This is a genomic window from Streptomyces griseoaurantiacus (assembly GCF_036189845.1).
GTDB lineage: Bacteria > Actinomycetota > Actinomycetes > Streptomycetales > Streptomycetaceae > Streptomyces > Streptomyces griseoaurantiacus.
In genome coordinates this window covers 3,478,068-3,502,966 of the sequence record NZ_CP108326.1, presented here as the reverse complement: position 1 = coordinate 3,502,966, position 24,899 = coordinate 3,478,068, and the positions used below count along the sequence as shown (strand labels likewise).

The 24,899-nt window shown below is 69.7% G+C and carries 17 protein-coding genes, 5 tRNA genes and 1 pseudogene; 11 read left to right on the top strand and 12 right to left on the bottom strand.

Going from position 1 to position 24,899, the window contains the following annotated elements; translation table 11 throughout:
- Positions 1-22 precede the first annotated feature (22 nt).
- On the top strand, positions 23-1,114 hold the full coding sequence (gene purM / locus OHB09_RS15585) for a phosphoribosylformylglycinamidine cyclo-ligase (RefSeq protein WP_006141447.1): 1,092 nt from the start codon (positions 23-25) through the stop codon (positions 1,112-1,114).
- An 86-nt stretch (positions 1,115-1,200) separates the two neighbouring features.
- Here purM and OHB09_RS15580 read toward each other — a convergent pair whose 3' ends face one another.
- Complete coding sequence (locus tag OHB09_RS15580; RefSeq protein ID WP_006141448.1) at positions 1,201-1,452, bottom strand: DUF3073 domain-containing protein; 252 nt, start codon at positions 1,450-1,452, stop codon at positions 1,201-1,203.
- A gap of 421 nt (positions 1,453-1,873) precedes the next feature.
- Positions 1,874-2,959 (bottom strand): Leu/Phe/Val dehydrogenase, encoded by a 1,086-nt coding sequence (locus OHB09_RS15575; protein ID WP_006141449.1) that lies wholly within the window; start codon positions 2,957-2,959, stop codon positions 1,874-1,876.
- Between the two features lie 297 nt (positions 2,960-3,256).
- Here OHB09_RS15575 and OHB09_RS15570 point away from each other — a divergent pair, with 297 nt between their 5' ends.
- Positions 3,257-4,108: a hypothetical protein gene (locus OHB09_RS15570; RefSeq protein WP_006141450.1), complete on the top strand. Its 852-nt coding sequence runs from the start codon at positions 3,257-3,259 to the stop codon at positions 4,106-4,108.
- Positions 4,109-4,768: 660 nt separating this feature from the next.
- A complete protein-coding gene (gene bldC, locus OHB09_RS15565; RefSeq protein ID WP_003949541.1) occupies positions 4,769-4,975 on the top strand; it encodes a developmental transcriptional regulator BldC in 207 nt (68 codons plus the stop codon).
- Positions 4,976-5,543: 568 nt separating this feature from the next.
- Here the strand turns inward: bldC and OHB09_RS15560 are convergent.
- The 3 genes from OHB09_RS15560 to hrpA all read right to left on the bottom strand — a co-directional run bounded on the left by OHB09_RS15560 (position 5,544) and on the right by hrpA (position 10,122).
- Positions 5,544-5,774, bottom strand: a complete 231-nt coding sequence (locus tag OHB09_RS15560) for a DUF6274 family protein (RefSeq protein WP_006141451.1) — start codon at positions 5,772-5,774, stop codon at positions 5,544-5,546.
- 170 nt (positions 5,775-5,944) lie between these two features.
- Positions 5,945-6,019, bottom strand: a tRNA-Asp gene (locus tag OHB09_RS15555).
- A gap of 95 nt (positions 6,020-6,114) precedes the next feature.
- The gene (gene hrpA / locus OHB09_RS15550) at positions 6,115-10,122 is read right to left on the bottom strand and encodes an ATP-dependent RNA helicase HrpA (protein WP_006141452.1); all 4,008 of its coding nucleotides are present in this window, start codon (positions 10,120-10,122) and stop codon (positions 6,115-6,117) included.
- Between the two features lie 340 nt (positions 10,123-10,462).
- Between hrpA and OHB09_RS15545 the strand changes: the two genes are divergently transcribed.
- A complete protein-coding gene (locus tag OHB09_RS15545) occupies positions 10,463-11,431 on the top strand; it encodes an ABC-2 transporter permease (RefSeq protein ID WP_006141453.1) in 969 nt (322 codons plus the stop codon).
- 118 nt (positions 11,432-11,549) lie between these two features.
- Here OHB09_RS15545 and OHB09_RS15540 read toward each other — a convergent pair.
- The 5 genes from OHB09_RS15540 to OHB09_RS15520 form a co-directional block, all read right to left on the bottom strand.
- Positions 11,550-11,626, bottom strand: a tRNA-Phe gene (locus tag OHB09_RS15540).
- Positions 11,627-11,650: 24 nt separating this feature from the next.
- Positions 11,651-11,725 (bottom strand) — tRNA-Asp (locus OHB09_RS15535).
- 50 nt (positions 11,726-11,775) lie between these two features.
- A tRNA-Glu gene (locus OHB09_RS15530) sits at positions 11,776-11,848 on the bottom strand.
- A 147-nt stretch (positions 11,849-11,995) separates the two neighbouring features.
- Complete coding sequence (locus tag OHB09_RS15525; RefSeq protein WP_328922118.1) at positions 11,996-13,666, bottom strand: metallophosphoesterase family protein; 1,671 nt, start codon at positions 13,664-13,666, stop codon at positions 11,996-11,998.
- 81 nt (positions 13,667-13,747) lie between these two features.
- Positions 13,748-14,098: a metallopeptidase family protein gene (locus tag OHB09_RS15520; RefSeq protein ID WP_040895987.1), complete on the bottom strand. Its 351-nt coding sequence runs from the start codon at positions 14,096-14,098 to the stop codon at positions 13,748-13,750.
- 141 nt (positions 14,099-14,239) lie between these two features.
- Between OHB09_RS15520 and OHB09_RS15515 the strand changes: the two genes are divergently transcribed.
- From OHB09_RS15515 to OHB09_RS15500, 4 genes are all read left to right on the top strand, one after another.
- On the top strand, positions 14,240-14,818 hold the full coding sequence (locus OHB09_RS15515; RefSeq protein WP_050811239.1) for a hypothetical protein: 579 nt from the start codon (positions 14,240-14,242) through the stop codon (positions 14,816-14,818).
- Positions 14,819-15,111: 293 nt separating this feature from the next.
- Entirely contained in the window at positions 15,112-17,256 is a 2,145-nt protein-coding gene (locus OHB09_RS15510) for a DEAD/DEAH box helicase (RefSeq protein ID WP_328922117.1), read from the top strand.
- Positions 17,257-17,376: 120 nt separating this feature from the next.
- A complete protein-coding gene (locus OHB09_RS15505) occupies positions 17,377-18,906 on the top strand; it encodes an amino acid permease (protein ID WP_328729062.1) in 1,530 nt (509 codons plus the stop codon).
- 91 nt (positions 18,907-18,997) lie between these two features.
- Positions 18,998-19,070 (top strand) — tRNA-Lys (locus tag OHB09_RS15500).
- A 166-nt stretch (positions 19,071-19,236) separates the two neighbouring features.
- Here the strand turns inward: OHB09_RS15500 and OHB09_RS15495 are convergent.
- Positions 19,237-19,662 (bottom strand): hypothetical protein, encoded by a 426-nt coding sequence (locus OHB09_RS15495; protein WP_309486422.1) that lies wholly within the window; start codon positions 19,660-19,662, stop codon positions 19,237-19,239.
- Positions 19,663-19,904: 242 nt separating this feature from the next.
- On the opposite strand from OHB09_RS15495, the gene OHB09_RS15490 reads away from it, so the two are divergent.
- On the top strand, positions 19,905-21,371 hold the full coding sequence (locus tag OHB09_RS15490; protein WP_191853883.1) for a 5'-methylthioadenosine/S-adenosylhomocysteine nucleosidase family protein: 1,467 nt from the start codon (positions 19,905-19,907) through the stop codon (positions 21,369-21,371).
- Here OHB09_RS15490 and OHB09_RS15485 read toward each other — a convergent pair.
- Positions 21,368-22,254: pseudogene (locus tag OHB09_RS15485) on the bottom strand (site-specific integrase); the annotation flags it as partial. The gene OHB09_RS15490 and the pseudogene OHB09_RS15485 overlap by 4 nt on opposite strands.
- A gap of 492 nt (positions 22,255-22,746) precedes the next feature.
- Here OHB09_RS15485 and OHB09_RS15480 point away from each other — a divergent pair.
- On the top strand, positions 22,747-24,393 hold the full coding sequence (locus tag OHB09_RS15480) for a hypothetical protein (RefSeq protein WP_252306963.1): 1,647 nt from the start codon (positions 22,747-22,749) through the stop codon (positions 24,391-24,393).
- Positions 24,394-24,418: 25 nt separating this feature from the next.
- Positions 24,419-24,814, top strand: a complete 396-nt coding sequence (locus tag OHB09_RS15475) for a hypothetical protein (protein ID WP_191853881.1) — start codon at positions 24,419-24,421, stop codon at positions 24,812-24,814.
- The last annotated feature ends 85 nt before the right edge of the window (positions 24,815-24,899 follow it).

Genomic DNA, 24,899 nt, shown 5'->3' with positions numbered 1-24,899 from the left:
ACGACCGAAGGTGCGAACCCACATGTCCGAGACCACCGGGACGACCCCTGGCTCCCCGTCCGGTGCCAGCTACGCGGCCGCGGGCGTCGACATCGAGGCGGGCGACCGTGCCGTCGAACTGATGAAGGAGTGGGTGAAGAAGACGCGCCGCCCCGAGGTCCTCGGCGGCCTCGGCGGCTTCGCCGGACTCTTCGACGCCTCCGCCCTGAAGAAGTACGAGCGCCCGCTGCTCGCCTCCGCCACCGACGGCGTCGGCACCAAGGTCGACATCGCCCGGCAGCTCGGCGTCTACGACACGATCGGCCACGACCTGGTCGCCATGGTCATGGACGACATCGTGGTGTGCGGTGCCGAGCCGCTGTTCATGACCGACTACATCTGCGTCGGCAAGGTGCACCCCGAGCGGGTCGCCGCCATCGTCAAGGGCATCGCCGAGGGCTGTGTCCTGGCGGGCTGCGCCCTGGTGGGCGGGGAGACGGCGGAGCACCCCGGGCTGCTGGGCCCGGACGACTTCGACGTGGCGGGGGCCGGCACCGGTGCCGTGGAGGCCGACCGGCTGCTCGGCCCGGACCGCATCCGCGAGGGTGACGCGGTCGTCGCGATGGCGTCCTCGGGGCTTCACTCCAACGGGTACTCCCTGGTCCGCCACGTCCTGCTGGAGCGGGCCGGGCTCGCGCTCGACGCCCGGGTGGAGGAGTTCGGCCGCACCCTCGGCGAGGAGCTGCTGGAGCCCACCAAGATCTACTCGCTGGACTGCCTGGCCCTGACCCGCACCACCGAGGTGCACGCCTTCAGCCACGTCACCGGCGGCGGACTCGCGGCCAACCTCGCCCGGGTGATCCCCGAGGAGCTGCACGCGCGCGTGGACCGCGGCACCTGGACGCCCGCCCCGGTCTTCGACCTGGTCGGCCGGACCGGTGACGTCGAACAGCTCGAACTGGAGAAGACGCTGAACATGGGCGTCGGCATGATCGCCATCGTGCCCGAGGGATCGGTCGACGCCGCGCTGGCGACCCTGGGCGACCGCGGCGTGGACGCCTGGGTGGCCGGTGAGATCACCGGTCGACAGGACCACGCCACCGGCGCCACCCTGGAGGGCAGCTACGCACGGTGAAGGTGAGGGCGGCGCTCGCCCCCGCAGGCAGCACAGAACCCGGTCGGTGACCGGAAGTCACCGACCGGGTATGTGCTCAGTGCAGGTCAAGCGCCGCGACGGTGCTGTGAGGACGTGTCGTCCTCGTCCTCGTCGTCGTCCTCATAGAGGTCGGCATAACGAGAGTACAGCTCGTCGTCCTCGTGCTCATCGTCCTCGAATCGGTCGCCCTTCGGCGGCTCGTTCGATGTCGATGCGCCCAGCTCCTCGGCCAGGCGTGACAGGTCCGTCCCGCCGCTGTTGTACTTCAGCTGGCGGGCGACCTTCGTCTGCTTGGCCTTGGCCCGGCCGCGCCCCATGGCTCGACCCCCTCAACGACGGGGCTCGACGGCCCCAGAGTCTTGACACGCGTTCATGATCTGGAACGGACTCTCGGTGGAGAGACCGTCCGTAGGGCTTCCACGGTACCTGAGCCCACGCCCATACGGTACGTCGCCCGCAGGAGCAGCGTGTGCACGGGGCCCCCGGAAGGCTTCGTCCTCGCTGGTCACACGCGATTTTAACCACTTATCGGAGCACGACCCGCCGACGAACGTGAGAGTTGTCTCCACAGGCCCCCCGGCGGGTACCGGCCGCTCCCGGACGGTGGTGGCGGGGCGTGCGGCGCGCACGGACGCCGGGAACGGCTGCCGCCGCTCCCGGGCCGGCCGCGGGGTGCTCGCGGGAGCACCGCCGCCTGGCCGGAAACAGTCCGTCCGCGTCGTTCCGGACCGGCTCCGCTCAGCGCGCGGCGCCGGCCTCCGCCATGCGCTGCTCGGCGATCCGGTCGGCCGCGGCGGCCGGCGGGACCCCGTCCGCCTTCGCACGTGCGAAGATGTCGAGCGTGGTGTCGAAGATCTTCGCGGCCTTCGCCCGGCACCGTTCGAAGTCGAAGCCGTGCAGCTCGTCGGCGACCTGGATGACGCCTCCGGCGTTCACCACGTAGTCCGGCGCGTAGAGGATCCCGCGGTCCGCCAGGTCCTTCTCCACACCGGGGTGCGCGAGCTGGTTGTTGGCGGCCCCGCACACCAGCTTCGCCGTGAGCACCGGCACGCTGGCGTCGTCGAGGGCCCCGCCGAGGGCGCAGGGGGCGTAGATGTCGAGCCCCTCGGTGGTGATCAGCGCCTCGGTGTCGGCGACGGCGGTGACCTGCGGGCGGCCTTCGGTGACCCGGCGCACGGCGTCCTCGCGCACATCGGTGACCACCACCCGCGCGCCCTCCCGCACCAGGTGCTCCACCAGGTGGTGCCCGACCTTGCCCACGCCCGCGATGCCCACCGTGCGGTCCCGCAGCGTCGGGTCGCCCCACAGGTGCTGGGCACCGGCCCGCATGCCCTGGTAGACGCCGAAGGCGGTGAGCACGGAGGAGTCGCCGGCGCCCCCGTTCTCCGGGGAGCGTCCCGTGGTCCAGCGGCATTCGCGCGCCACGACGTCCATGTCGGCGACGTAGGTGCCGACGTCGCAGGCGGTCACGTACCGCCCGCCCAGCGAGGCCACGGCCCGCCCGTAGGCGAGCAGCAGCTCCTCGGTCTTGATCAGCTCGGGGTCACCGATGATCACGGCCTTGCCGCCGCCGTGGTCGAGGCCGGCCAGGGCGTTCTTGTACGACATCCCGCGCGCGAGGTTGAGGGCGTCGGCGACGGCCTCCTCCTCGGAGGCGTAGGGGTAGAAACGCGTGCCGCCCAGGGCGGGGCCCAGGGCGGTGGAGTGGAGGGCGATGACGGCCTTGAGGCCGCTGGCCCGGTCCTGGCAGAGCACGACCTGCTCATGACCGCCCTGGTCCGACTGGAACAGGGTGTGCAGGACGCCGTTGGTTACGTCGGTCACGGTGGTGACTCCCGGTGAAGTGGCGGCGATGGGTGCGGATCCCGTGCGGATGGCGGGCTCCGTGGGACGAGCGTAGAACGTGGCGGGGCCCGTGCTTCGCACGGTGTTCCCGATCACCCTCTCGTGAGGGACACCGACACGCTTCCGTGGGACGATTTGGCATGGTTTCCGCCCGGCCGGACGCGTCCCCGGCGCACGCCCCGGGCAGGCTGTGGTCCCGGAGGGGCCCGGCGGGGGCCGTGCGGGCGCGGCGCGGGAAGATGCTTCACGTCAGGTCGGGTGGGGGAGGGAGCAGGCGTGCCCAAGGTGTCCTCGGTGGTCGTTCCGTACGCGTCCTACTTGCGCGTGTACGAACCGCTGGCCGCCTTCCCCGAGCCGGAACGCGGCCACTGGGCGCGGTACGCCCGGCGTCCCGACCGGCCCTCCTACCAGGACGAACTGCGTCGCTCCCTGGCGGACCTGCTGCCCACCCCGCCGATCGCGGTGCCGGTTCACGAGAGCGACGACGCCTTCGTGACGGAGGTCGACGGGGTGCTGTGCGTCTGTCCCTGGCGCACCCGGCTCCGCGGCTGGCAGGCCCTGGACGGCCTGGGCGAGGAACTGCCGCCACCCGTTCTCGACGCGGTGCTGCCGCCGCTGGTGCGCCGCCAGGCCACGCAGGACTACGAGCGCTGGCTGAGCCGCAATCCCGACGCGCGCCCGTGGATCAGGTCCTCCACCTGGCACGTCCCCCTGCACTGGTTCGTGCTCGTCGGCGACGGGGAGCGGGAGTACACCGGGGCGGACGCGGAGCCCGCCGCCGGGGTGCCGGTGCTGCGCTACCGGACGCCCATGGTGCAGGCGCGGCGGCGGGTGGCCCGGGGGCTGCGCACCCTGCGGAACACCTTCGACGAGGGCCCGCTGATCGAGGGGCTGCTCGACGTGGGGCGCTGGCTGGAGGAGTTCCACCCCCGCTCCCTGGTCGAGCTGGACTACGGGGGTCTGGTGCACGTGCTGCCGCCCGAGGAGCTGGACGGCGATCACTCGGCGGCGGACGTCGCCGAGGGCATCGAGGCACTGCGGCAGGGCGACGGGGCGGCTGCCGGGGAGGCGTACGCGCGGCTGGTGGAGCGCTGGCGGGCGGTCCGGGACCGGCGCTCGGCGAACTGAGGGGCCTCCGCGGCCGGCGGTGTCGGGGAGCAACTCCTCGTGCCCGCAGGGATGCTGACGGATCGTCGGCTGATTCGCGGGCTGCCTGTCGGACTGGGTACGGTGTTCCTGACCTAGCGGGAAACAGTGTGCGAATTGTGACCCATGCGACATGCTGAAGTGACAACCGTTGGCCCAAGGTTGACGTACCAACGGGGGAACGGTGTCACCGGCTGGGACATCACCGACCGATCCGGGCGTATACCGTCAAGCGTGATGGATTGCACTTAACGCGGCCCTTGCGCCTAACGCCCCTCCTCGTGCCAAAATAGGACAAGGAGCCCGGGGGAGGCTCCTTCTGCCCAGGCATGGGTGGAGATCTCAGCATTGCATCTCTTGGGGGGTTTGGTGACAACTGATCGCCCTGTGACTGATCGTCACACCGGCGTGACTGTCCGCTATGGCATGGTCCATCGGCATCCGTCGCTGATGAACACCTGGGAGGGCAATTCCATCGGTTTGGCCTACGCGGCTGGACAGATGGTGTAGTTGTAGTGCCGAGGACAAGCCGTTCGTCCTATAACCGACTCGACTCGCGTCCGCCATTTCGGGCAACGCGGGTCAAGGTGCAGAATTTAGAGGAAAGAACCGAGAACGTCGGTTCTCCCGAGGAGGCCGCTCATGACCGCTCGCACCCCTGATGCCGAGCCGCTGCTGACCCCGGCTGAGGTCGCCACCATGTTCCGCGTCGACCCGAAGACGGTCACGCGGTGGGCGAAGGCCGGCAAGCTCACGTCGATCCGCACGCTCGGCGGGCACCGCCGTTACCGCGAGGCCGAGGTCCGCGCACTGCTCGCGGGCATCCCGCAGCAGCGCAGCGAGGCCTGAACAACCGCTTTACCGGGCAAAACGGCTGGTCCCCCAACTGGTCGGAGCGTCCGGGAGCAACCGCTCATCACAGCTGAAAGCGACGCGGGAGCTGCCCCAACAGCCCCTGTGCCCAAGCCACTCGGGGCCCTTCCGGGCTCACTGAGGGTGCGTCGTCGATCGCGCTGGACTCCGCCGAGTCCAGCGCGATTTTTTTGTGCGCGCGCTTTTGTGTGCCCCCGTGTGCGCGAACGGCCCCCGGCCGGACCGCCCGTGAGCGGGCTTGTCGGAGTCTGGGGAGGGGTGTGGGATCCGCCGGGGGGTGGCCCGGGGCGGGAGGGGAGGAGAAGCCCGAGGGAGGCCTGGAGGTAGTGCAATTGCACATATTAAATTGACCGGAGGTAGGGGGTGCGTAAGTTCCTCGGTCCGGAAAAGTCATGCGGTGACTCCCGTCACATGCCGAAGTCCTCGCGGGAGAGCGGGAGAGCGGGAGAGCGGGAGAGCGGTGGACTGGCGACGGGCGGACGGCGGACCGATCCGGCGGGCAGTGGAAGGGCGGGACCGGCGTGCGGGCCGTCCGCCCGCCCCGTCAGGCGCCGGGGGCCACCGCGGTCGCCTCCGCCTCCTCGGCCGGGAGCGGGGCGGCCGCCGGCACGGCGGGTTCCTCGTCCCCCGCGGCCGGCGCGGCCGGCTCCATGGCCAGTCGCAGGAGCCGACGGCAGACCGGACACTGCCCGGTGAGATGGCGGTAGCCGACGGCGGCCGACAGATGGGCACGCAGCAGTGCGCGGGTCGCGTGCGGAGAGGCCGCAGCGGTCATACGCCACCTCCGGGAGCACCGAGGTCCTGCTTCTCTGGGTACCGAGGGAATGTGACGCCGTCAAGGGACCTCTCACGAACCTCTCGCGGGCGCGCGTGCCGCACACCACCGCGAAGAGGCCCCGGACATGCGAGAAGGCCGCACCCCGGGGGGCACGGCCTTCTCTCTTGCGGTCCTGACGGGATTTGAACCCGCGGCCTCCACCTTGACAGGGTGGCGAGCACTCCAAACTGCTCCACAGGACCAGGTGCTTCGCGGTCGCGTTACCGCTCTGCGCTGCGAGAAGGACTGTACAGGAGGGCGAGCCCCGGGGTCGAACTCACCCACCGTGCGGCTCCCGTCACGGTGCCGCCGCGTCGATCGCCTTCACGATCCGCTTGTCCGACACCGGGTACGCCGTCCCCAGGGCGTGCGCGAAGTAGCTGACCCGCAGCTCCTCGATCATCCACCGGATCTCCGTCACCGCCGCCGGCACCGGACGCCCGGCGGGCAACTGCTCCCGCAGCCAGGCGTACTCGTCCCGCATCTCGTGGACCTTCTCCATGCGGGTCGTGTCCCGCTGGACGTTCGTCGGCATCTGCTGCAGCCGCCGGTCCGCCGCGATCAGGTACCGCATCAGGTCCGGCAGCCGCCGCAGCCCCGCCTCGGTCACGAAACCGGGCCGCACGAGGGCGTCGAGCTGCGCCCGCACGTCCGCCAGGTTCGGCAGCAGCGCGGGGCTGCGTACGGCCTTCAGGCGCCGCTCACAGGCCTGCCAGGCGGCCAGCACCTGCTGCACCTGGCCCACCGTCCGTACGGTCGTGTCGACGATCTCCGCCCGCACCTTGTCGTAGAGCTTGCGGTACGACTCCTCGTCCCAGGCCGGTCCGCCGAAGTCGGCGATCAGCCGGTCGGCCGCCGCCGTGGCGCAGTCCTCGAAGAGCGCCTGGACCGAGCCGTGCGGATTGGCCGACAGCGCGAGCTTCTGCGCGTTAGTCAGCTTGTCGGAGGCGAACTTCGCCGGGTTGACCGGGATGTTGCGCAGGATCAGCCGCCGCGTGCCCTTCCACATCGCCTCGGTCTGCTCGGCCTCGGTGTCGAAGAGCCGCACCGACACGGTGTCCGCCTTCGGTCCGTCGTCGACGAGGGCCGGATACGCCTTCACCGGCTGCCCGGCCCGCCGGGTCTCGAAGACGCGGCTGAGCGTGCCGATCGTCCAGTCCGTGAGCCCCGCGCGCTCCACGGACTCCCCGCCCTGCCGCTCGGCCGTCGCCGCCGCGGCCTGCGAGAGCGCCTTGCGCGCTTTCGGCTTCAACCGCAGCTTCAGCGCCTGGAGGTCTTTGTCCTCCGCCAGCTTGCGGCGCCGCTCGTCGACGATCCGGAAGGTGATCCGCAGATGGTCGGGGACCCGGCCCCAGTCGAAGTCCTCCGCCTCGAAGGGCACGCCGACCATGCGCTTCAGCTCGCGCGCCATCGTCGTCGTCAGCGGCTCCTGCAGCGGCACCGCCCGCTCCAGGAACGCCCGGGCGTAGTTCGGCGCCGGCACGTAATTGCGCCGGATCGGCTTCGGCAGGGAGCGGATCAGTTCGGTGACGACCTCCTCGCGCAGGCCCGGGATCTGCCAGTCGAAACCCTCGTCGGTGACCTGGTTGAGCACCTGGAGCGGGATGTGGACGGTCACGCCGTCGGCGTCCGCGCCCGGCTCGAACTGGTACGTCACCCGGAACTTCAGCGGGCCCTGGCGCCAGGAGTCGGGGTAGTCGGCCTTGGTGACCTCCTGGGCCGACTCCCGGATGAGCATCTCCCGCTCGAAGTCGAGGAAGTCGGGCTGCTCGTGCCGCTTGTGCTTCCACCAGGAGTCGAAGTGGGCTCCGGAGACGACGTGTTCGGGGATCCGCTGCTCGTAGAAGTCGAACAGCGTCTCGTCGTCGACGACGATGTCCCGGCGCCGCGCCCGGTGCTCCAGTTCCTCGACCTCGCTGAGCAGCTTGCGGTTGTCGGCGAAGAACTTGTGGTGCGTCCGCCAGTCGCCCTCCACCAGGGCGTTGCGGATGAACAGTTCGCGGCTGACCTCGGCGTCGACCCGGCCGTAGTTGATCTTCCGCTGGGCGACGATCGGGACGCCGTACAGCGTGACCTTCTCGTAGGCCATCACCGCGGCCTGGTCCTTCTCCCAGTGCGGCTCGCTGTACGTGTGCTTGAGCAGGTGGCCGGCGAGCGGTTCGACCCACTCCGGCTCGATTCTCGCGTTGACCCGCGCCCACAGCCGCGAGGTCTCCACCAGCTCCGCGGACATCACGAACCGCGGCGGCTTCTTGAACAGCGCCGAGCCCGGGAAGATCGCGAACTTGGCGTTGCGGGCGCCCACGTACTCGTTGCGGCCGCCGTCCTTGCGGCCGCCGGGGCCGGAGGTGCCGGCCGCGCCGGAGGAGTCCTTGGACTCCTTCACGTCCTTCATGCCGATGTGGGAGAGCAGACCGGCGAGCAGCGAGACGTGGATGCGGTCCTCGGGTGCGTCCTGTTCGTTGAGCCGGATCCCCATCTGCTTGGCGACCGTCCGCAACTGCGTGTAGATGTCCTGCCATTCGCGAATGCGCAGGAAGTTGAGGAACTCCTGCTTGCACATCCGGCGGAACGAGGAGGAGCCGCGTTCCTTCTGCTGCTCGCGGATGTACCGCCACAGGTTGAGGAAGGCCAGGAAGTCGCTGGTCTCGTCGCGGAAACGGGCGTGCTGCTGGTCGGCCTGCGTCTGCTTCTCGGAGGGACGCTCGCGCGGGTCCTGGATGGACAGCGCGGCGGCGATCACCATCACCTCGCGGGCGCAGCCGTTGCGGTCCGCCTCCAGCACCATCCGGGCCAGCCGCGGGTCGACGGGGAGCTGGGCGAGCTTGCGGCCGGTCTCGGTCAGCCGCTTGCGGACGTCCTTCTGCGCCGGGTCCAACGCTCCCAGTTCCTGCAGGAGCTGGACGCCGTCACGGATGTTGCGGTGGTCCGGCGGGTCGATGAACGGGAACTTCTCGATGTCCCCGAGGCCGGCCGCGGTCATCTGCAGGATGACGGAGGCGAGGTTGGTGCGCAGGATCTCCGCGTCCGTGAACTCCGGGCGGGTGAGGAAGTCGTCCTCGGAGTAGAGCCGGATGCAGATGCCGTCCGAGGTACGGCCGCAGCGGCCCTTGCGCTGGTTGGCACTGGCCTGCGAGACCGGCTCGATCGGCAGGCGCTGCACCTTGGTGCGGTGGCTGTAGCGGCTGATGCGGGCGAAGCCGGGGTCGATGACGTACTTGATGCCGGGGACGGTCAGGGAGGTCTCGGCCACGTTCGTCGCCAGCACGATCCGGCGGCCGGAGTGCTGCTGGAAGACCCGGTGCTGCTCGGCGTGCGAGAGCCGCGCGTACAGCGGCAGCACCTCCGTGGACCGGTACTTCTTCTTCTCCAGCGCGTCCGCCGTGTCCCGGATCTCCCGCTCGCCGGAGAGGAACACGAGGATGTCGCCGGGCCCCTCCGCCATCAACTCCTCGACGGCGTCGGTGATCGCGGTGATCTGGTCCCGGTCCGCCTCGTCCGAATCCTCCTCGAGGAGCGGCCGGTAGCGCACCTCCACCGGGTACGTACGGCCACTGACCTCGACGATCGGAGCGTCTCCGAAGTGCCGGGAGAAGCGCTCGGGGTCGATCGTCGCGGAGGTGATGACGACCTTGAGGTCGGGGCGCTTCGGCAGCAGCTGGGCGAGATAGCCCAGCAGGAAGTCGATGTTGAGGGACCGCTCGTGGGCCTCGTCGATGATGATCGTGTCGTAGGCGCGCAGCTCGCGGTCGGTCTGGATCTCGGCGAGCAGGATGCCGTCCGTCATCAGCTTGACGAAGGTGGCCTCCGGGTCGACCTGGTCGGTGAACCGCACCTTCCAGCCGACGGTCTCGCCGAGCGGGGTGTCCAGCTCCTCGGCGACGCGCTCCGCGACCGTGCGGGCGGCGATCCGGCGGGGCTGGGTGTGCCCGATCATGCCGCGGACACCGCGCCCGAGCTCCATGCAGATCTTGGGGATCTGCGTGGTCTTTCCGGAGCCGGTCTCACCGGCCACGATCACGACCTGGTGGTCGCGTATGGCCTCGGCGATCTCGTCCTTCTTCTGGCTGACCGGAAGCTGTTCGGGATACGTCACCACCGGGACGCGGGCGCGCCGGGCCGCCATCCGTTCCTCGGCCCGGGCGACCTCGCCCTCGATCTCGGCGAGGACGGCCGCGCGGGCCTCCGGTTTGCGGATCTTGCGGGCGCCTTCGAGTCTGCGTCCGAGCCGGTGCGCGTCGCGCAGCGACAGCTCGGTCAGGCGGGGGGCGAGGGCGCCGAGGGCGGGGGCGGGGTGCGTGGACATACGGGAACCAGGATCTCACCTCCGGGAAACGAGAGGCGAACGGATTTGTCCTGGGGTGAAATCATCTAGCGTGGCCGTTATGTCCACATCCGATCCTGATCCGGATCCCGGTCCCGAGCCCGAGTCCCCGTCCGAGGGCGAGCCGTCGCCCGAGCGCGGGACCGCGTCGGGGGCCGAGCCGTCGTCCGGGCCCGGCTCCCCCTCCGGGCCCCGGCCGGAGGCCGAGCCCGGGGCCCCGCCCCCGGACGGCCGGGGGCCGGCGCACGGCGCTCACGGGCGACCGCGTACGTGGGGGGAGCGGTGGGCCGGGTTCCGGGAGGGGCCCTTCCTGCCCGCCACCGTGCTGCTGCTCATCATCGCCGGGGCGGCCGGGTTCTTCGCCGGCTCCTACACGTACGCCATGGCCAACCCCACGCCGCGCACGGTGCCCACGGCCGTCGTCGGGGCGTACGACAGTCCGCAGGGGCGGCGGTTCATCGCCGGGATGGAGAAGGCGCTGAACGCCTCGCTCAAGCTGCACGTCTACGAGGACCGGAGCACGGCGGTCGAGGCGGTGGACGACCAGAAGGTCTTCGCGGTGCTCGACGTGCCCTCCGGCGGGCAGCGGCTCACCCTGGAGGTCTCCGGGGCCTCGGGGGCGACGGTCGCCGAGCTGCTGGCGGACGCGGGGAAACGGGTGGGCACGGCCACCGGTACGAACGTCGAGGTCAAGGACCTCAAGCCGCTGCAGCGGGGGGACCCGCGCGGGCTGGCGATCTTCTACGTCTCCCTCGCCGCCGTCATCATCGGCTTCGTCGGCGCGATCCAGCTCAGCGTGCACGCCGGCGCGCTGAACCCGGTCGAGCGCATCGCGTTCACCGCCGCGTACGCGCTGCTCGGCGGTTTCGCGATCGCGGCGGTGGTCGACTGGCTGCTCGACGCGGTGCACCTGCCGTTCCTCGAGTCGTGGCTGATCCTCGCGCTGACGATGTTCGCCTCCGGCATGGTCTTCACGATGTTCAACACCCTGTTCGGCCGCTGGGCGATGCTGCCGACCTGGGGCCTGATGGTGCTGCTCGGCAACCCGTCCTCGGGCGGCGCGGTCTCCTGGCCGCTGCTGCCGTCCCCGCTCGGCGTGATCGGCCGGTGGCTCCCGCCGGGCGCCTCGGTCAACGCCCAGCACACGGCGGTCTACTTCGCCGGCCACCAGCACGCGTTCCCGTTCCTGGTCCTCGCGGGCTGGGCGCTCGTGTCCTGCACGGTCTTCCTGGTCTGGCGCCACCGCCACCCGGGCGGCCGCGCGGCGGGCCCGGCGCACGCCGCGCCGTGAGCCCCGGAGGGCGGAGCGACTTCCGGACACACGGCGGCCGGGGATCTGGGGGGCGGGGTCCGGGGGCAGGGGTCCGGAAATGGCTGAAGGCCCCGTCCCGGAGGGAGGGGGCCTTCGATGGTGGCTGGGGCCGGGGTCGAACCGGCGACCTTCCGCTTTTCAGGCGGACGCTCGTACCAACTGAGCTACCCAGCCACGACGACTCCGAGGAGACGTCAGCGGTCCTGACGGGATTTGAACCCGCGGCCTCCACCTTGACAGGGTGGCGAGCACTCCAAACTGCTCCACAGGACCTTGCTGTTGTGTGCGAACCAACGAGCGACAGTGTCGCACACGGTACTGCGTGCCCCCAACGGGATTCGAACCCGTGCTACCGCCTTGAAAGGGCGGCGTCCTAGGCCGCTAGACGATGAGGGCTATCGGCCCGCCTGGGCGCTTCTCGGCGCCTCGGGGACGTGAGAAGCATATGGGATGGCGGGAGGTATCGCCAAAACGGTTTACGGGGGCGGGTGCGGGAGGGGGCGCAGGGGCCGAGGAGGGCACCCGGCGGAGCGTGGCGGGACGTCATGGGGAGGGGCGCGGGGATCGGGTGGCGGACTTCGCCGGGGTGGGTGAACCGGAGGACGACGTCGGGGACGGGGACTCCGAGGACCCCGAGGACCCCGAGGACCCCGAGGACTCCGAGGAGGACGGGGACGGGGTGGCGCCGGGCTGGTTCTCGTCCACCAGATGGCGGGCGACCTCGGCGGTCGTCCGGCCCAGACCGCCCAGCTTGATCGCGTCCCAGGCCTGGAGCCGCCGGCTGTCCCGGTCGAAGTAGAGCACCGACGCCTCGATCGGGTCGGGGTGCTTCCCCTCGACCGCGCGCAGCCCGCTGCCGCCCGTGGAGCCCTCGATGCGCAGCCGTGTGCCGTACTTCATGACCTCCGTGCCCTCGTGGTGCAGATGACCCGAGAGGACCAGCGGCACCTCCCCGTCCGTCTCCCGCGCCGCCGAGGGTTCGTGCACGAGGGCCACGTCGACCGGTGTGCCGGCGTTCCGCTGGTCGCGCAGGGAGGAGGCGAGGCGGGCGCCCGCCAGCTCCTCCGCCCGGTCGCCGCGCTCCGCCGTGCGGTCGGGGGTGTACTGCGGGTCGCCGATCCCCGCGAACCGCAGTCCCGCGACGGTGACCGCCCTGCCGTCGTCCAGGACGCGCACGTTCTTCATCTTTCCCAGGTAGTCCTGGGTGGTCGCCGAGTCGTGGTTGCCCCGCACCCACACGTACGGCGCGCCCAGGTCGGCCACCGGGTCGAGGAAGCCGTTCTCGGCCGCCGTGCCGTGGTCCATCGTGTCGCCGGAGTCGACGATCACGTTGATGTCGTACTGCTTCACCAGCGAGGCGATGATCTTCCAGCTCGCCGGGTTGAGGTGGATGTCCGAGACGTGCAGCACCCGGATCGTGCTGGGGTCCGGCCGGTACGCGGGGAGCGTGGACGTGACGTCGTACAGCTTGGTCACGTTCGTCACGAGGCGGGCCAGCTCCTGCTGGTAGACGTCGAACTCCGTGACGATGCTGCGCGCGCTGCCGACGAGCGAGGGGGCGGAGGACAGCAGGCCGGAGAACTTCGGCTCCAGGACCGCCTTGGGGTTCCACGTCGCGTAGGCGCTCGTGCCGCAGGCGGCGAGGAGCGCGAGGGCGAGGCCGCCGGCCGCCAGGGCGCGGCGCGGGCGGCGGTAGACGACGAGACCGAGCGCGGTGGCGCCGGAGACGACGGCCACGCAGGAGCGCACGGCGAGGTCCAGCGTGTCGTCGGCGACGTCCTGGGCCACCTCCTCCTGGAGGCCGGAGAGCCGCTCGGGATGGTCCACGAGGGCCTGGGCGCGGGCCGCGTCCAGCTGGTCGACGTTGACGTCGAGGCGGACGGGGGCCGAGTGCGTGCTCAGCTCCAGCGCGCCGAGCGGGGAGACGTTGATCTTCGTGCCGCCGGTGAGGGAGGGGCGCAGGGCCATCGTGGTGTTCATGGGGCCCACGGGCGCGCGCACGTTGCCGACGACGAGGAGGCCCAGCCAGGCGCCGAGGAGCACGACGGCGGCCAGGGCGAGCGCCTGGAGCCAGGGGTTGGGGCGGGAGGCGAGGGAGAGGGGGCGTGCGGATGTGCGAGGTGCGGGGGTGCGCGCGGGTGCGCGCTCGCGGTTCGCGGCCCTTCGGAGTCGGGCGAGTGCGTGCAGGACTGCGGCGGGGACGCGGCGGGCCATTGGTCCCGTATGCCCATGTGAGGGGACGAATATGCCGGATGCGGGGAGGAGACCGGACGAGTCGTGAAGGGCGCGGCGGGCTCAGCCCCAGCCCAGCTCGTGCAGCCGGGCGTCCTCGATGCCGAAGTGGTGGGCGACCTCGTGCACGACCGTCACGGAGACCTCGTGCACGACCTCCTCCGGCGAGCCGCAGTGGCGCAGCGTCGGGCCCATGTAGACGCTGATGCGGTCGGGGAGGACCCCGGCGTACCACTCGCCGCGCTCGGTGAGCGGTGTTCCCTCGTACAGGCCGAGCAGTTCGGGGTCGTCGGCGGGTGGCTCGTCCTCGACGAAGACGGCCACGTTGTCCATGACCCGCGTCAGTTCCGGCGGGATCCGGTCCAGGGCCTCGCTCACGAGCTCTTCGAATTCCTCGCGCGTCATCTGCAGCACACCGACCATTGTCGGGCACGGCCGCTCGGCCGCACGGTGTGGCGGCGCCGGCCGGTCCGGCCGCGGTGGGGCGTGTCCTCGCGCGGGGCGGGGGAGTTGGGCAGGGGGACCCGCTTCGCCCGCCCCCGGAGGTGGCTGCCCGTGCGCCCCAGTGACGTTCCGTTCCGACTGGCCGCCGCCGTCCTGACCGTGGCGGCCGCCACGGGATGCGTGAGCGTGGGCCAGGATGCCGGGCGCCCCGGCCCGGGGCGCTCGACCGGTCCGCACGGGACGGTGGTGCGGGGCGAGGACGTGGCGGGAGTCGGTGCCGACGGCGCGGCCGGCGGCCGGCGCGACCGGAAGGGCCGGTCCCCGCGGCCGGGCGAGTCGAAGCACGGGAAAGCGGCGCCGACCGTTTCGAAGACCCCGCGCGCCGAGCCGTCGACGGCGACCTCGGGCAAGGGCGGCGGGGGCGAGCCGGGCGACACCGGCGGGCACAGCGGGGGCGGCCAGGCGGGTGGCGGGGGTGATCCGGCCGGGCCCACGGGGGCGCCGAGCGCTCCCTTCACCCCGCCGGAGCCCGACCCGACGCCGCCGCCCGCCTCCGAGCCGCCCCCGGACACGGCGGAGCCCTCCGCCTCGGCGCACGAGCAGCGCGCGCAGATGGTGGAGCGGGGGCCGGTGGCGGCGGCGCCCGTGCCGGAGCCGGGGACCGGGTGGGTCACGGCGGAGGACGAGTGACGATGAATCCACGGGCGGGTGGGGCTCGGCTGACCCTCGCACCCACGCGCGGGTGCTTCCGGGCGCGTCCCGTCGCCTCCGCAAGGCTCTGACCCGTGGGTTTGCACCCCGAGGGCCTTGGTGCGTATGGTGGTAGATCGTTTGATCCCATTTGCCCGGCGCCAAGAAAAGACGCGCCGCGTGTGGCGCGTACTCTCCCTTACCGTGGCCGGACCGCATCGAGGCGGTCGATTGTGACTTTCACGGAGTTGGGGCGCGTGCTGCCGTACAACTCCGGAAGGCTCTCCATTCGCATGTCTGTCGCCAGTACCGACCACGTCGTCCTGCCCGAAGGCCCCGAGGCCGTCGAGTCGACCGAGGGCGCGGCCGAGACCGACGCCCCCCAGCTCACCTTCGCCGACCTCGGACTGCCCGAGGGCATCGTCCGCAAGCTCGCGCAGAACGGTGTGACCGCCCCGTTCCCGATCCAGGCCGCGACCATCCCGGACGCCCTGGCCGGCAAGGACATCCTCGGCCGCGGCCGCACCGGCTCCGGCAAGACTCTCTCCTTCGGTCTGCCCGCCCTGGCCACGCTGGCCGGCGCCCGCACCGAGAAGCACAAGCCGCGCGCCGTCATCATGACGCCGACGCGTGAACTCGCCATGCAGGTAGCCGACGCGCTCCAGCCCTACGGCGACGTCCTCGGCCTGAAGATGAAGGTCGTCTGCGGCGGCACCTCCATGGGCAACCAGATCTACGCCCTGGAGCGCGGTGTCGACGTGCTCGTCGCCACCCCGGGCCGACTGCGGGACCTCATCAACCGCGGCGCCTGCTCGCTCGAGAACGTGCAGATCGCCGTGCTCGACGAGGCCGACCAGATGTCCGACCTGGGCTTCCTGCCCGAGGTCACCGAGCTGCTCGACCAGATCCCGGCCGGCGGCCAGCGGATGCTCTTCTCCGCCACCATGGAGAACGAGATCAAGACCCTCGTCGACCGGTACCTGAACAACCCGGTCCACCACGAGGTCGACGCCGCCCAGGGCGCCGTCACCACCATGTCGCACCACATCCTGATCGTGAAGCCCAAGGACAAGGCGCCGGTCACCGCCGCGATCGCCTCCCGCAAGGGCCGCACCATCATCTTCGTGCGCACCCAGCTCGGCGCCGACCGCGTCGCCGAGCAGCTCCGCGACGCCGGCGCCAAGGCGGACGCGCTGCACGGCGGCATGACCCAGGGCGCCCGCACCCGGACGCTGGCCGACTTCAAGGACGGGTACGTCAACGTCCTCGTCGCCACGGACGTCGCCGCGCGCGGCATCCACGTGGACGGCATCGACCTGGTGCTCAACGTCGACCCGGCGGGCGACCACAAGGACTACCTGCACCGGGCCGGCCGCACCGCGCGTGCCGGGCGTACCGGCACCGTGGTCTCGCTGTCCCTGCCGCACCAGCGCCGGCAGATCTTCCGGCTGATGGAGGACGCGGGCGTCGACGCCTCGCGCCACGTCATCCAGAGCGCCGGCGCGTTCGACCCGGAGGTCGCCGAGATCACCGGCGCCCGGTCGATGACCGAGGTGCAGGCCGAGTCGGCGGGCAACGCCGCGCAGCAGGCCGAGCGCGAGGTCGCCTACCTGACGAAGCAGCTGGAGCGCGCCACGCGCCGTGCCGGCGAGCTGCGCGAGGAGGCCGACCGTCTGGTGGCCCGGGCCGCGCGCGAGCGCGGCGAGGACCCGGAGGCGGCCCTGGCCGCGACCCGTGAGGCCGAGGGCGGGACGGCCGAGGCCGCCGCCGAGACCGCCGAGCGGAGTGCGGAGGCGGCTCCCGTGTCGCTGCCGGAGCAGGCGAACGGCCGCGAGCGGGGTGCCGAGCGCTACGAGCGTCGTGACGACCGTGGTGGCTTCCGTCGTGACGACCGTCGTGATGACCGCCGTGACGACCGCGGTGGTCGTTCCTTCGAGCGTCGTGACGACCGCGGTGGCTTCCGCCGTGACGACCGTCGTGATGACCGCCGTGACGACCGCGGTGGTCGTTCCTTCGAGCGTCGTGACGACCGTGGCGGCTTCCGTCGCGACGACCGCCGTGACGACCGTGGTGGCTTCCGTCGTGACGACCGTCGTGATGACCGCCGTGACGACCGCGGTGGTCGTTCCTTCGAGCGTCGTGACGACCGTGGCGGCTTCCGTCGCGACGACCGCCGTGACGACCGTGGCGGTTTCCGCCGTGACGACCGCCGCGACGACCGCGGTGGCCACCGCGGCAGCGACCGCCCGTTCAACCGTGACCGTCAGGGCGACCGCCCCGGCTTCCGCGCCGGTGCGCACGACCGCCCCTCCGGCCGCCGCGACGACCACCGTGGCTCCACCACCGGTTCCTACGGGCGCCGTGACGAGCACCGCGGTGGCGGGTCCTCCTCCTCCTTCCGCCGTGACGACAAGCCCCGCTGGAAGCGCGGCAGCTGACGCCGGCGCATGAAGCAGGGCCGCGGCCCCCTCCCGACTCGGGTGGGGGCCGCGGCCTTTTGTGCGGCAGGGTGGTGGTGTGACGCTTGTCACGTCGGCCGGGTGGGAATCGCTGGGGACATGACAGATGACGCGCTCGACGACGCGACCCGGGCCCCCGACCGCTCCTCGGACGAGGAGCGGCTCGCCGAACTCGGCTACACGCAGGTCCTCGCCCGCCGCATGTCCGCCTTCTCCAACTACGCGGTCTCCTTCACCATCATCTCCGTCCTCTCCGGCTGCCTGACGCTGTACCTGTTCGGGATGAACACCGGCGGCCCCGCCGTGATCACCTGGGGCTGGGTCGGCGTCGGCCTGATGACGCTGTTCGTGGGGCTCTCGATGGCCGAGATCTGCTCGGCGTACCCCACCTCGGCGGGACTGTACTTCTGGGCCCATCGGCTGGCCCCGCCCCGCTCGGCCGCCGCGTGGGCGTGGTTCACCGGCTGGTTCAACGTCCTCGGCCAGGTCGCCGTGACCGCCGGCATCGACTTCGGGGCGGCCTCCTTCCTCGGCGCCTACCTCAACCTGCAGTTCGACTTCGAGGTGACGCCGGGGCGGACGATCCTGCTCTTCGCCGCGATCCTGCTGCTGCACGGCCTGCTGAACACCTTCGGCGTCCGGATCGTCGCCCTCCTCAACAGCGTCAGCGTGTGGTGGCACGTCCTGGGCGTCGCGCTGATCGTCGGCGCACTCGCCTTCGTGCCCGACCACCACCGGTCCGCCTCGTTCGTGTTCGGGGAGTTCGTCAACAACACCGGCTGGGGCAGCGGGGTCTACGTGGTGCTGCTGGGACTGCTGATGGCGCAGTACACCTTCACCGGGTACGACGCCTCCGCCCACATGACCGAGGAGACGCACGACGCGTCCACGGCCGGCCCGAAGGGCATCGTCCGCTCCATCTGGACCTCCTGGATCGCCGGGTTCGTGCTGCTCCTCGGCTTCACGTTCGCGATCCAGTCCTACGACGGCGCGCTCGGCTCGCCCACGGGCGCGCCCCCGGCGCAGATCCTTCTCGACGCGCTGGGCGCCACCACCGGGAAGCTGCTGCTGCTCGTGGTGATCGGCGCACAGCTGTTCTGCGGGATGGCCTCGGTGACCGCGAACAGCCGCATGATCTACGCCTTCTCGCGCGACGGCGCGCTGCCGTACTCCCGCGTCTGGCACACCGTGAGCCCGCGCACCCGCACCCCGGTGGCGGCGGTGTGGCTGGCCACGCTGGGCGCGCTCGTCCTGGGGCTGCCGTACCTGATCAACGTGACGGCGTACGCGGCGGTGACGTCGATCGCGGTGATCGGCCTCTACATCGCCTACGTCATCCCGACGCTGCTGCGGGTGGTCAAGGGCGACGCCTTCCGGCGCGGGCCCTGGCACCTGGGCCGGTGGTCGCGGGTGATCGGGGTGGTGTCGGTGACCTGGGTCCTGTTCATCACCGTGCTGTTCATGCTGCCGCAGGTGTCACCGGTGACATGGGAGACCTTCAACTACGCCCCGGTCGCCGTCCTCGTCGTCCTGGGCTTCGCGGCGGTGTGGTGGTTCGCCTCGGCCCGTCACTGGTTCCTGAACCCCCGTCACGCGCGCAACCTCCCCCGGGAGAAGGCCGGAACCTGACCCCGCCGACACGGCCGGGTCACCGATACCCGATCGGCGACCCGCCCGCGTCGGGCTATGCTCGGGGAGGCAACATCATGTGGCACCGCCAGGGCCCTTAGCTCAATTGGCAGAGCAGTGGACTTTTAATCCATTGGTTGTGGGTTCGAGTCCCACAGGGCCTACGGGCGCAGGGGGAGGGAAACCCCTTCTGACCTGCTACGCAGCGTCCGGGTCGGCTTCGGTCGACTCGGACGCTGTGACGTTCCCGGGGTTCTGCGTGAGCGATGCGTGAGCGCCTGTTCGACCAGCGTCGAACCAGCGGTTCGCAGACCCAGCTCGATGGACCGATCACCTCTCGGCGTATCGAAGGATCTGGACACCGAGGCCAGCCAGCCCAGCAGCTTCGACGATTGATGTGGTGATCAGCAGAGCGTTCCCTGGTCCGTAGCACCAGAAGACTATGAGTGCGGTGAGCGGGGTGATGAGGAAGGTTGTCAGATCGACAATCGTCTGCGTGACCTTGCGCGAGCCCCGTTTGGCATCGCTGCGATGGAAGGTCTCCCAGCCAAAGGCCCGGTGTCCTGTGTTCGTATCGCTGGGCAGTCGAGATGCGAGCTCTGTGCGGATGTATCGCCCGATGGCGGATATCTTCTCGTCGTTGACCAGGTAGGTCCAGCCGAGTACGACACAAACGACTGGCAGGGCCAACATCAGTTGTGGGTGCTTGGTTTGTAAGGCGATGGCAGTGATGGCCGTTACCGCTGCGAGGGTCACGTACAGCAGGTTGTCGCGGAAGCCGATGCGTGCTCGCTGCTCGTCCTTGATCTGGGCGTACTCGGCTAGGAGTACGGTGCTCTCGATCGTTTCACCGTTGCTAGGTATGGCCGCCCCCTCATTTCACGACACGCCGACGTTCACCCATTCATGTGCGTCTGTGGGATCTACGGTATGAACGCCGGGGATTGCACTCCGTAGCGAGGCTGCACTGCAGGACGACGCTGGGCAAGGGGGCTGGGATGGACGAGGCATCAGGCAGGGTTGTAGTACTGACAGCGCTGCCGCTGGAGTACCAAGCTGTGCGCCGCCTGCTCGAACGCCCGACGCGCGTTGATCATGCCGGGACCATCTTCGAGTGCGGGATCCTCGCGGGCACATCGTTCACCATCTACTTGACGGCCACAGGTCCTGGTAACGATTCCGCTGCAGTGATCACGGAGCGAGCCGTCAGCTTCGTCAAACCGCGAGCGGTTCTGTTCACCGGCATCGCCGGAGCGCTCAAGGCGGACATCTCTCCGGGAGACGTCGTGGTCGCGACCGAAGTGCACGCGTATCACGGAGGAAAGGAGGATCCGGAGGGATTCAAGGCGCGTTCGCGCAGTTGGGAAGCTACGTACGCCTTGCAGCAGGTAGCACAGTATGTAGCTAACGTCGCCGCCTGGAAGGAGAAGCTTCCTGAAGGCGCCCGGGCTTCGACCGCTGTGCACTTCAAGCCCATCGTGGCGGGTGACGTCGTACTCAACGCTCCCCAGGAGTCGCCGCTGCGGGTATTCCTTGACCGGAACTACAACGGTGCTGTCGCGGTGGAGATGGAAGGTGCCGGCTTCGCCAGCGCAGCCCACAAGGCCCAGTCGGTACCCCATCTGATGATTCGAGGGATCAGCGACCGAGCGGACGGAACCAAGCAGAACACCGATGGCGCTGGCACACAGGAATTGGCTGCAGAGCACGCCGCGCTGTTTCTGGCGGAAGTCGTTGCCCAGCTCACACCAGCGCCCGTTGCATCTGACCTGCAGTCACCCGGCACCGAGAGGCAGGCCAGCGACGAGCTGACCTGGCAGCACCTTGATCAGCCAGCCGAGGTGGTCTGGCACAAGGATCTTGTTCCCATGAGTACATTCACCAGTGGGCCTTCCTTGCTTGAGCTTCACCTAGTACCGGTACCTGCAATCAGTAGGGTTCCTGCGGTGCGTATGAGGCAACTTGCTGCTGAGCTGGTTGACCTCGGCCGTTCGACGGGGTTCTTCACGAACCTCGAACGTGTAGAAGCTCATGACTCAGCTGAGATGACGGTGGTGAGTGTGGCCGACCCGCGTGGACGTTCGGTTGGGCTTGCCATTACACGATCCGGACAGCGCAGTGTCTGGGAACCACTCCCGCATCCGGGCATTACTTACGTGCTGGACGAGGGTCACACTCGTGAACGCATCACGGCTCTACTAGCGCTCTTGGAGGCAATCGACGCACCTAGGGCACCGTCTTACGCTCCTGCGGCCGCCATTGAGAAGTCCAGGATGGTCACCGTCGAGCGTTTGAGCGAGGTCAATCCCACCTCTGCTGCGCTTCGTGTGACCGATGGTCCCATCGAAGTGGAACCTGCGGAGGCCGTCACCGCTGCCGCGATTGCTAACCGGGGCCGAGAGCTGGCCGAAGAGCTAACCGCCCGGCTGATCTACTCCTTCCGCAAGCCACAACCTCGCCGTTAGATGCCGGTGGCGCTGCCTCCGCCGATCGGCGAAGCAGACGGTCCAGAAGACCCCCTCGTGTTCGGGTGGCGGTTGCGCGGGATCAGGGCTGCCGCGTTTTCTGCGATTTCACGGTCCAGCTCCGGGAGCAGGCTCGTGTAGGTGTCCGAGGTCAGCGTGATGGTGGAGTGCTGCAGGTCTCCTTCACGGCGCGGGTGTCGCCGCCGCCTCCGTGCGTGAGCGTTGCAGCGACGTGGCGCAGGACCCGCAGGGTGATGGGCGGCGGGTCAGTGGTGGCGAGGATGCGGCGGAAAGCCTCGGAGACCGTCCCAGGGCGGAGCCACGAGCCGTCTTCCTTCGTGACGACCTTGCCGGTGTCCTGCCAGGCTTCGTCCCACTCCACATGCTCCTTCTCCTGGCGGGTTTTGTGGTTGCGCAGTTCGGAGATGATGGTGCTGTCGAGCGCGATCGTGTTCGTGCTGCCGTCCGTCCTGGGCTCGGATTCGTAGGGGTCCCAGCCGGCCACCACGATCTCCTTGGCGGGCGTGATGAGGCCGGCGTCGAGGTCGATCTCGTGCCAGTCCTGGCCGACCGCCTCGCCGCGACGCAGGCCGCGGGTACCCATGAGGTGGAAGATCGCGTACAGGCGGTCACTCTCGGCTGCGTCGAGGAAGGCGCCGAACTGCTGCGGGGTCCACACCATCACTGGGCCGGGGATCTCGCCCGTTGTGCGCCAGCGTCGGACTCGCTCATCGGTCCAAAGAAGTGGCTTCGGGCGCTTGCCGGACTCCAACTTGACATGGGACGCCGGGTTGAAGGTAATGAGCTGCTGGGCGATCGCGGAGCTAAGGGCCGCGCGCAAGGTTCGGCGTATCGCCTGACGGGATGCCGGGCCGGTGATTTCCTCTACCTGGCCACCGTCATCGACCTCGCCTCACGGCGCCTGGCCGGCTGGGCGATCGCGGACCATATGCGCACCGCCCTCGTCACCGACGCGGGTCAAGGCCCACGACCCTGGCCCAAGCCGCATAGCCCGTGTCCAAGAATCCGGGTCAAGGCCCTTTGTCGATACCACGGCAAGCGCCCTCCGCCGGTACCTCACGGGCGGTTCGCAGTTGTCCCTTGACGGTTGGCGGTAGTCTCCCGAGACGGTTGCAACTGCCGTCGAGCCGGGGACTTTCACGCAGCGCCTTCTCGCGCCCCGCGATGTGATCCGTGACTTCGAAGGTTGGACTGCCGCGGGGGTCAGCTTTCGGTCATTACCTGATCGCGGCACCTGGATGTGTGCCTTGTGCCAGTTTGTGGTGTGGCGGCGCGCCTTCCGTCCGAAGATGATGCCCCTTTGTGTCTGCCACGAATTGCTGTCGTGGTTGAAGCAAGAGACACGGGGGGCAGCTTGTCGTACACGGAGCACCAGTCGGTGTTCTCCGGCCCCGCGGTGCCCGTGGGGGGCGCGGGTGATGCCCGGGAGGTAATCGGGCAGGGGGTCTACACCGAGAGCATCACACGCCAGCTGAGTGCTGCCGCGTTCGTCCGCCCTGACTGGCTGGCCACGTTTCGCGCAGTGCTGGCGCAACTGTGGGACCACCTGAAGGCCGCGGTGAAGAAGCGCATGCGATGGCTGTTCCCTCCGAAGGAGGCAGAAAAGGCTGTTGGTGCGGAGCCTGCGCCCCCAGCGGTTGTGCTGGGCGAGGACTACGCCCTCTGGATCCGCCGTCGAATCAAGAATCCGGCACGGCCGGTACCGATCTACGGCTTCCATCAGGAGCCGGTGGTGCACGCGTGTGATCGTGCGATTCAGCAAATGCGCAGACGCCGAGTGGCCATCGTGTCCTTGATCGTGGTCGTTGCCTGGCAGGCCATAGCTGGCCCTCTCACGGTGGGCTGGGCAGCCGTAGTCCTGCTGACGGGAATATGGGGCGTCTACCTGGTGGAGCGTTACCTGGCACAGCTACAGCTCAATGCTCTACTGGCCGGAGAACTGCGTGCGCCCCCGACGGCGGTACAGGCCCATGCCCTGCCGTACTTCTACGAACGTCGCCCCAACGGTGACCGGCACCGGTTTATCGGAGCAGGTCTTCAGGCATGGCAGGAAGCCGTCATTGGCATCGACGTCGAGCCCGCACCCGAGAGCCAGGACGACGAGGACGACAGCACGGACTTGCTTCTCGGCGTCAGCTCACCGGCACAAAACCCAGGTCGTCCCGACATGGCCGAGGTGGCCCAGGCAGTCCTGGACGCACTGGCAAGACACAACAAGCCGGTTGCGCGCAAGCCGATGAAGCACTTCACCGCCGCTCAACTGCACGCCTATATCGCACGCCGCTTGGAGGACCCGGCTCCCTCCCACCACCGTGATCATCCGAAACTGCGCGTGGAGGTTGTCGGGATCGCAGGCATTCACTACAAGCGCTGGGATCAGATCGACGAGGACACCTGGCGCAGCCTGCACACCCTCGCCGTGGACACCGCTGGAACCAAGCCTGTCGAGGAGATAGCTCGCCGTTACGTCTGGGCGCGCATCACCGCCTGGAACGGCGACTTGATCGCCGCCATACTCGTCCGCTTCGCCTACCAGGGTGGCTTCCTGCGCGTCACCGTCCGTCCGCACATCATGGGCCCCCTCAACCCGAAGGTCGCCGGTCTCGGGGCCGTCGATCCACGCACGCCGAAGTGGCTAGGCCGCGCCGTATTCAACGCACTCGTCGACGTCTACGTCGGTCTGGAGCGGCTCATACGTCGCAAGGCCCGTCCGCGCCCCGAACTCGACCCCGGCGGCGGGCCGGTCAGCCTCCGCGAGGTCTACAGCGTCCGACGGCTGGAGGACATGCACATGTACGACGACGCCCGTTACTACGTGCAGATGATGCAACGCCGGGTCTTCGACTCCACCGAGGTCTTTCTGCGAGACCACAACGTCGACATTGCCGCCTACCGCCAGCAGTCCACTGCGATCTACAACTTCGGCGTCATGAACGGCGGCACGATGAGCGGCCCGGTCCAGGCCGCACCGTTCTCGGCCAACCCCTCCACGACCAACTGACCCACAGGCCCGACAGGAGCCCCGCATGCCCATCCGCCGGCAGCCCGATCCCATCCCGAACGGCCCTAACTTCGGCATTGTCAACAACGGCCACATGAGCGGCCCCGCCCAAGCAGCGCCGTTCTCCCAGAACGCAACCCAGACCAACAACATCACTAACGAAGCCGCCGAGAGGGCCCGCGAAAGCATCGACGACCTGAGGCGACGCCTGGAAGAGCTGCGTGGACGGTACCCCGAGGTGGACGCTGCCCTGCGCGACCTCGGCATGATCGCCCCACGGCTGGACGAACCCGAACGTGATCCGGCCACTCTGCGATACATGCTCCAGAATCTCGTCGAGCGATGCGGGGGCATCCCCGGGGTCCTCGCTGCAGCCCAGCTTGTTCAATCCACGGTCATGGCGCTCTTGCCTGGTTCTTGAGCGCCTCTGTCGCGCAGGGGCATCCACTAACGCAGGCTGTCCTGTCCAACGCGGGTCTGTGTAGCGAACGGTGGAACTCGGTCGG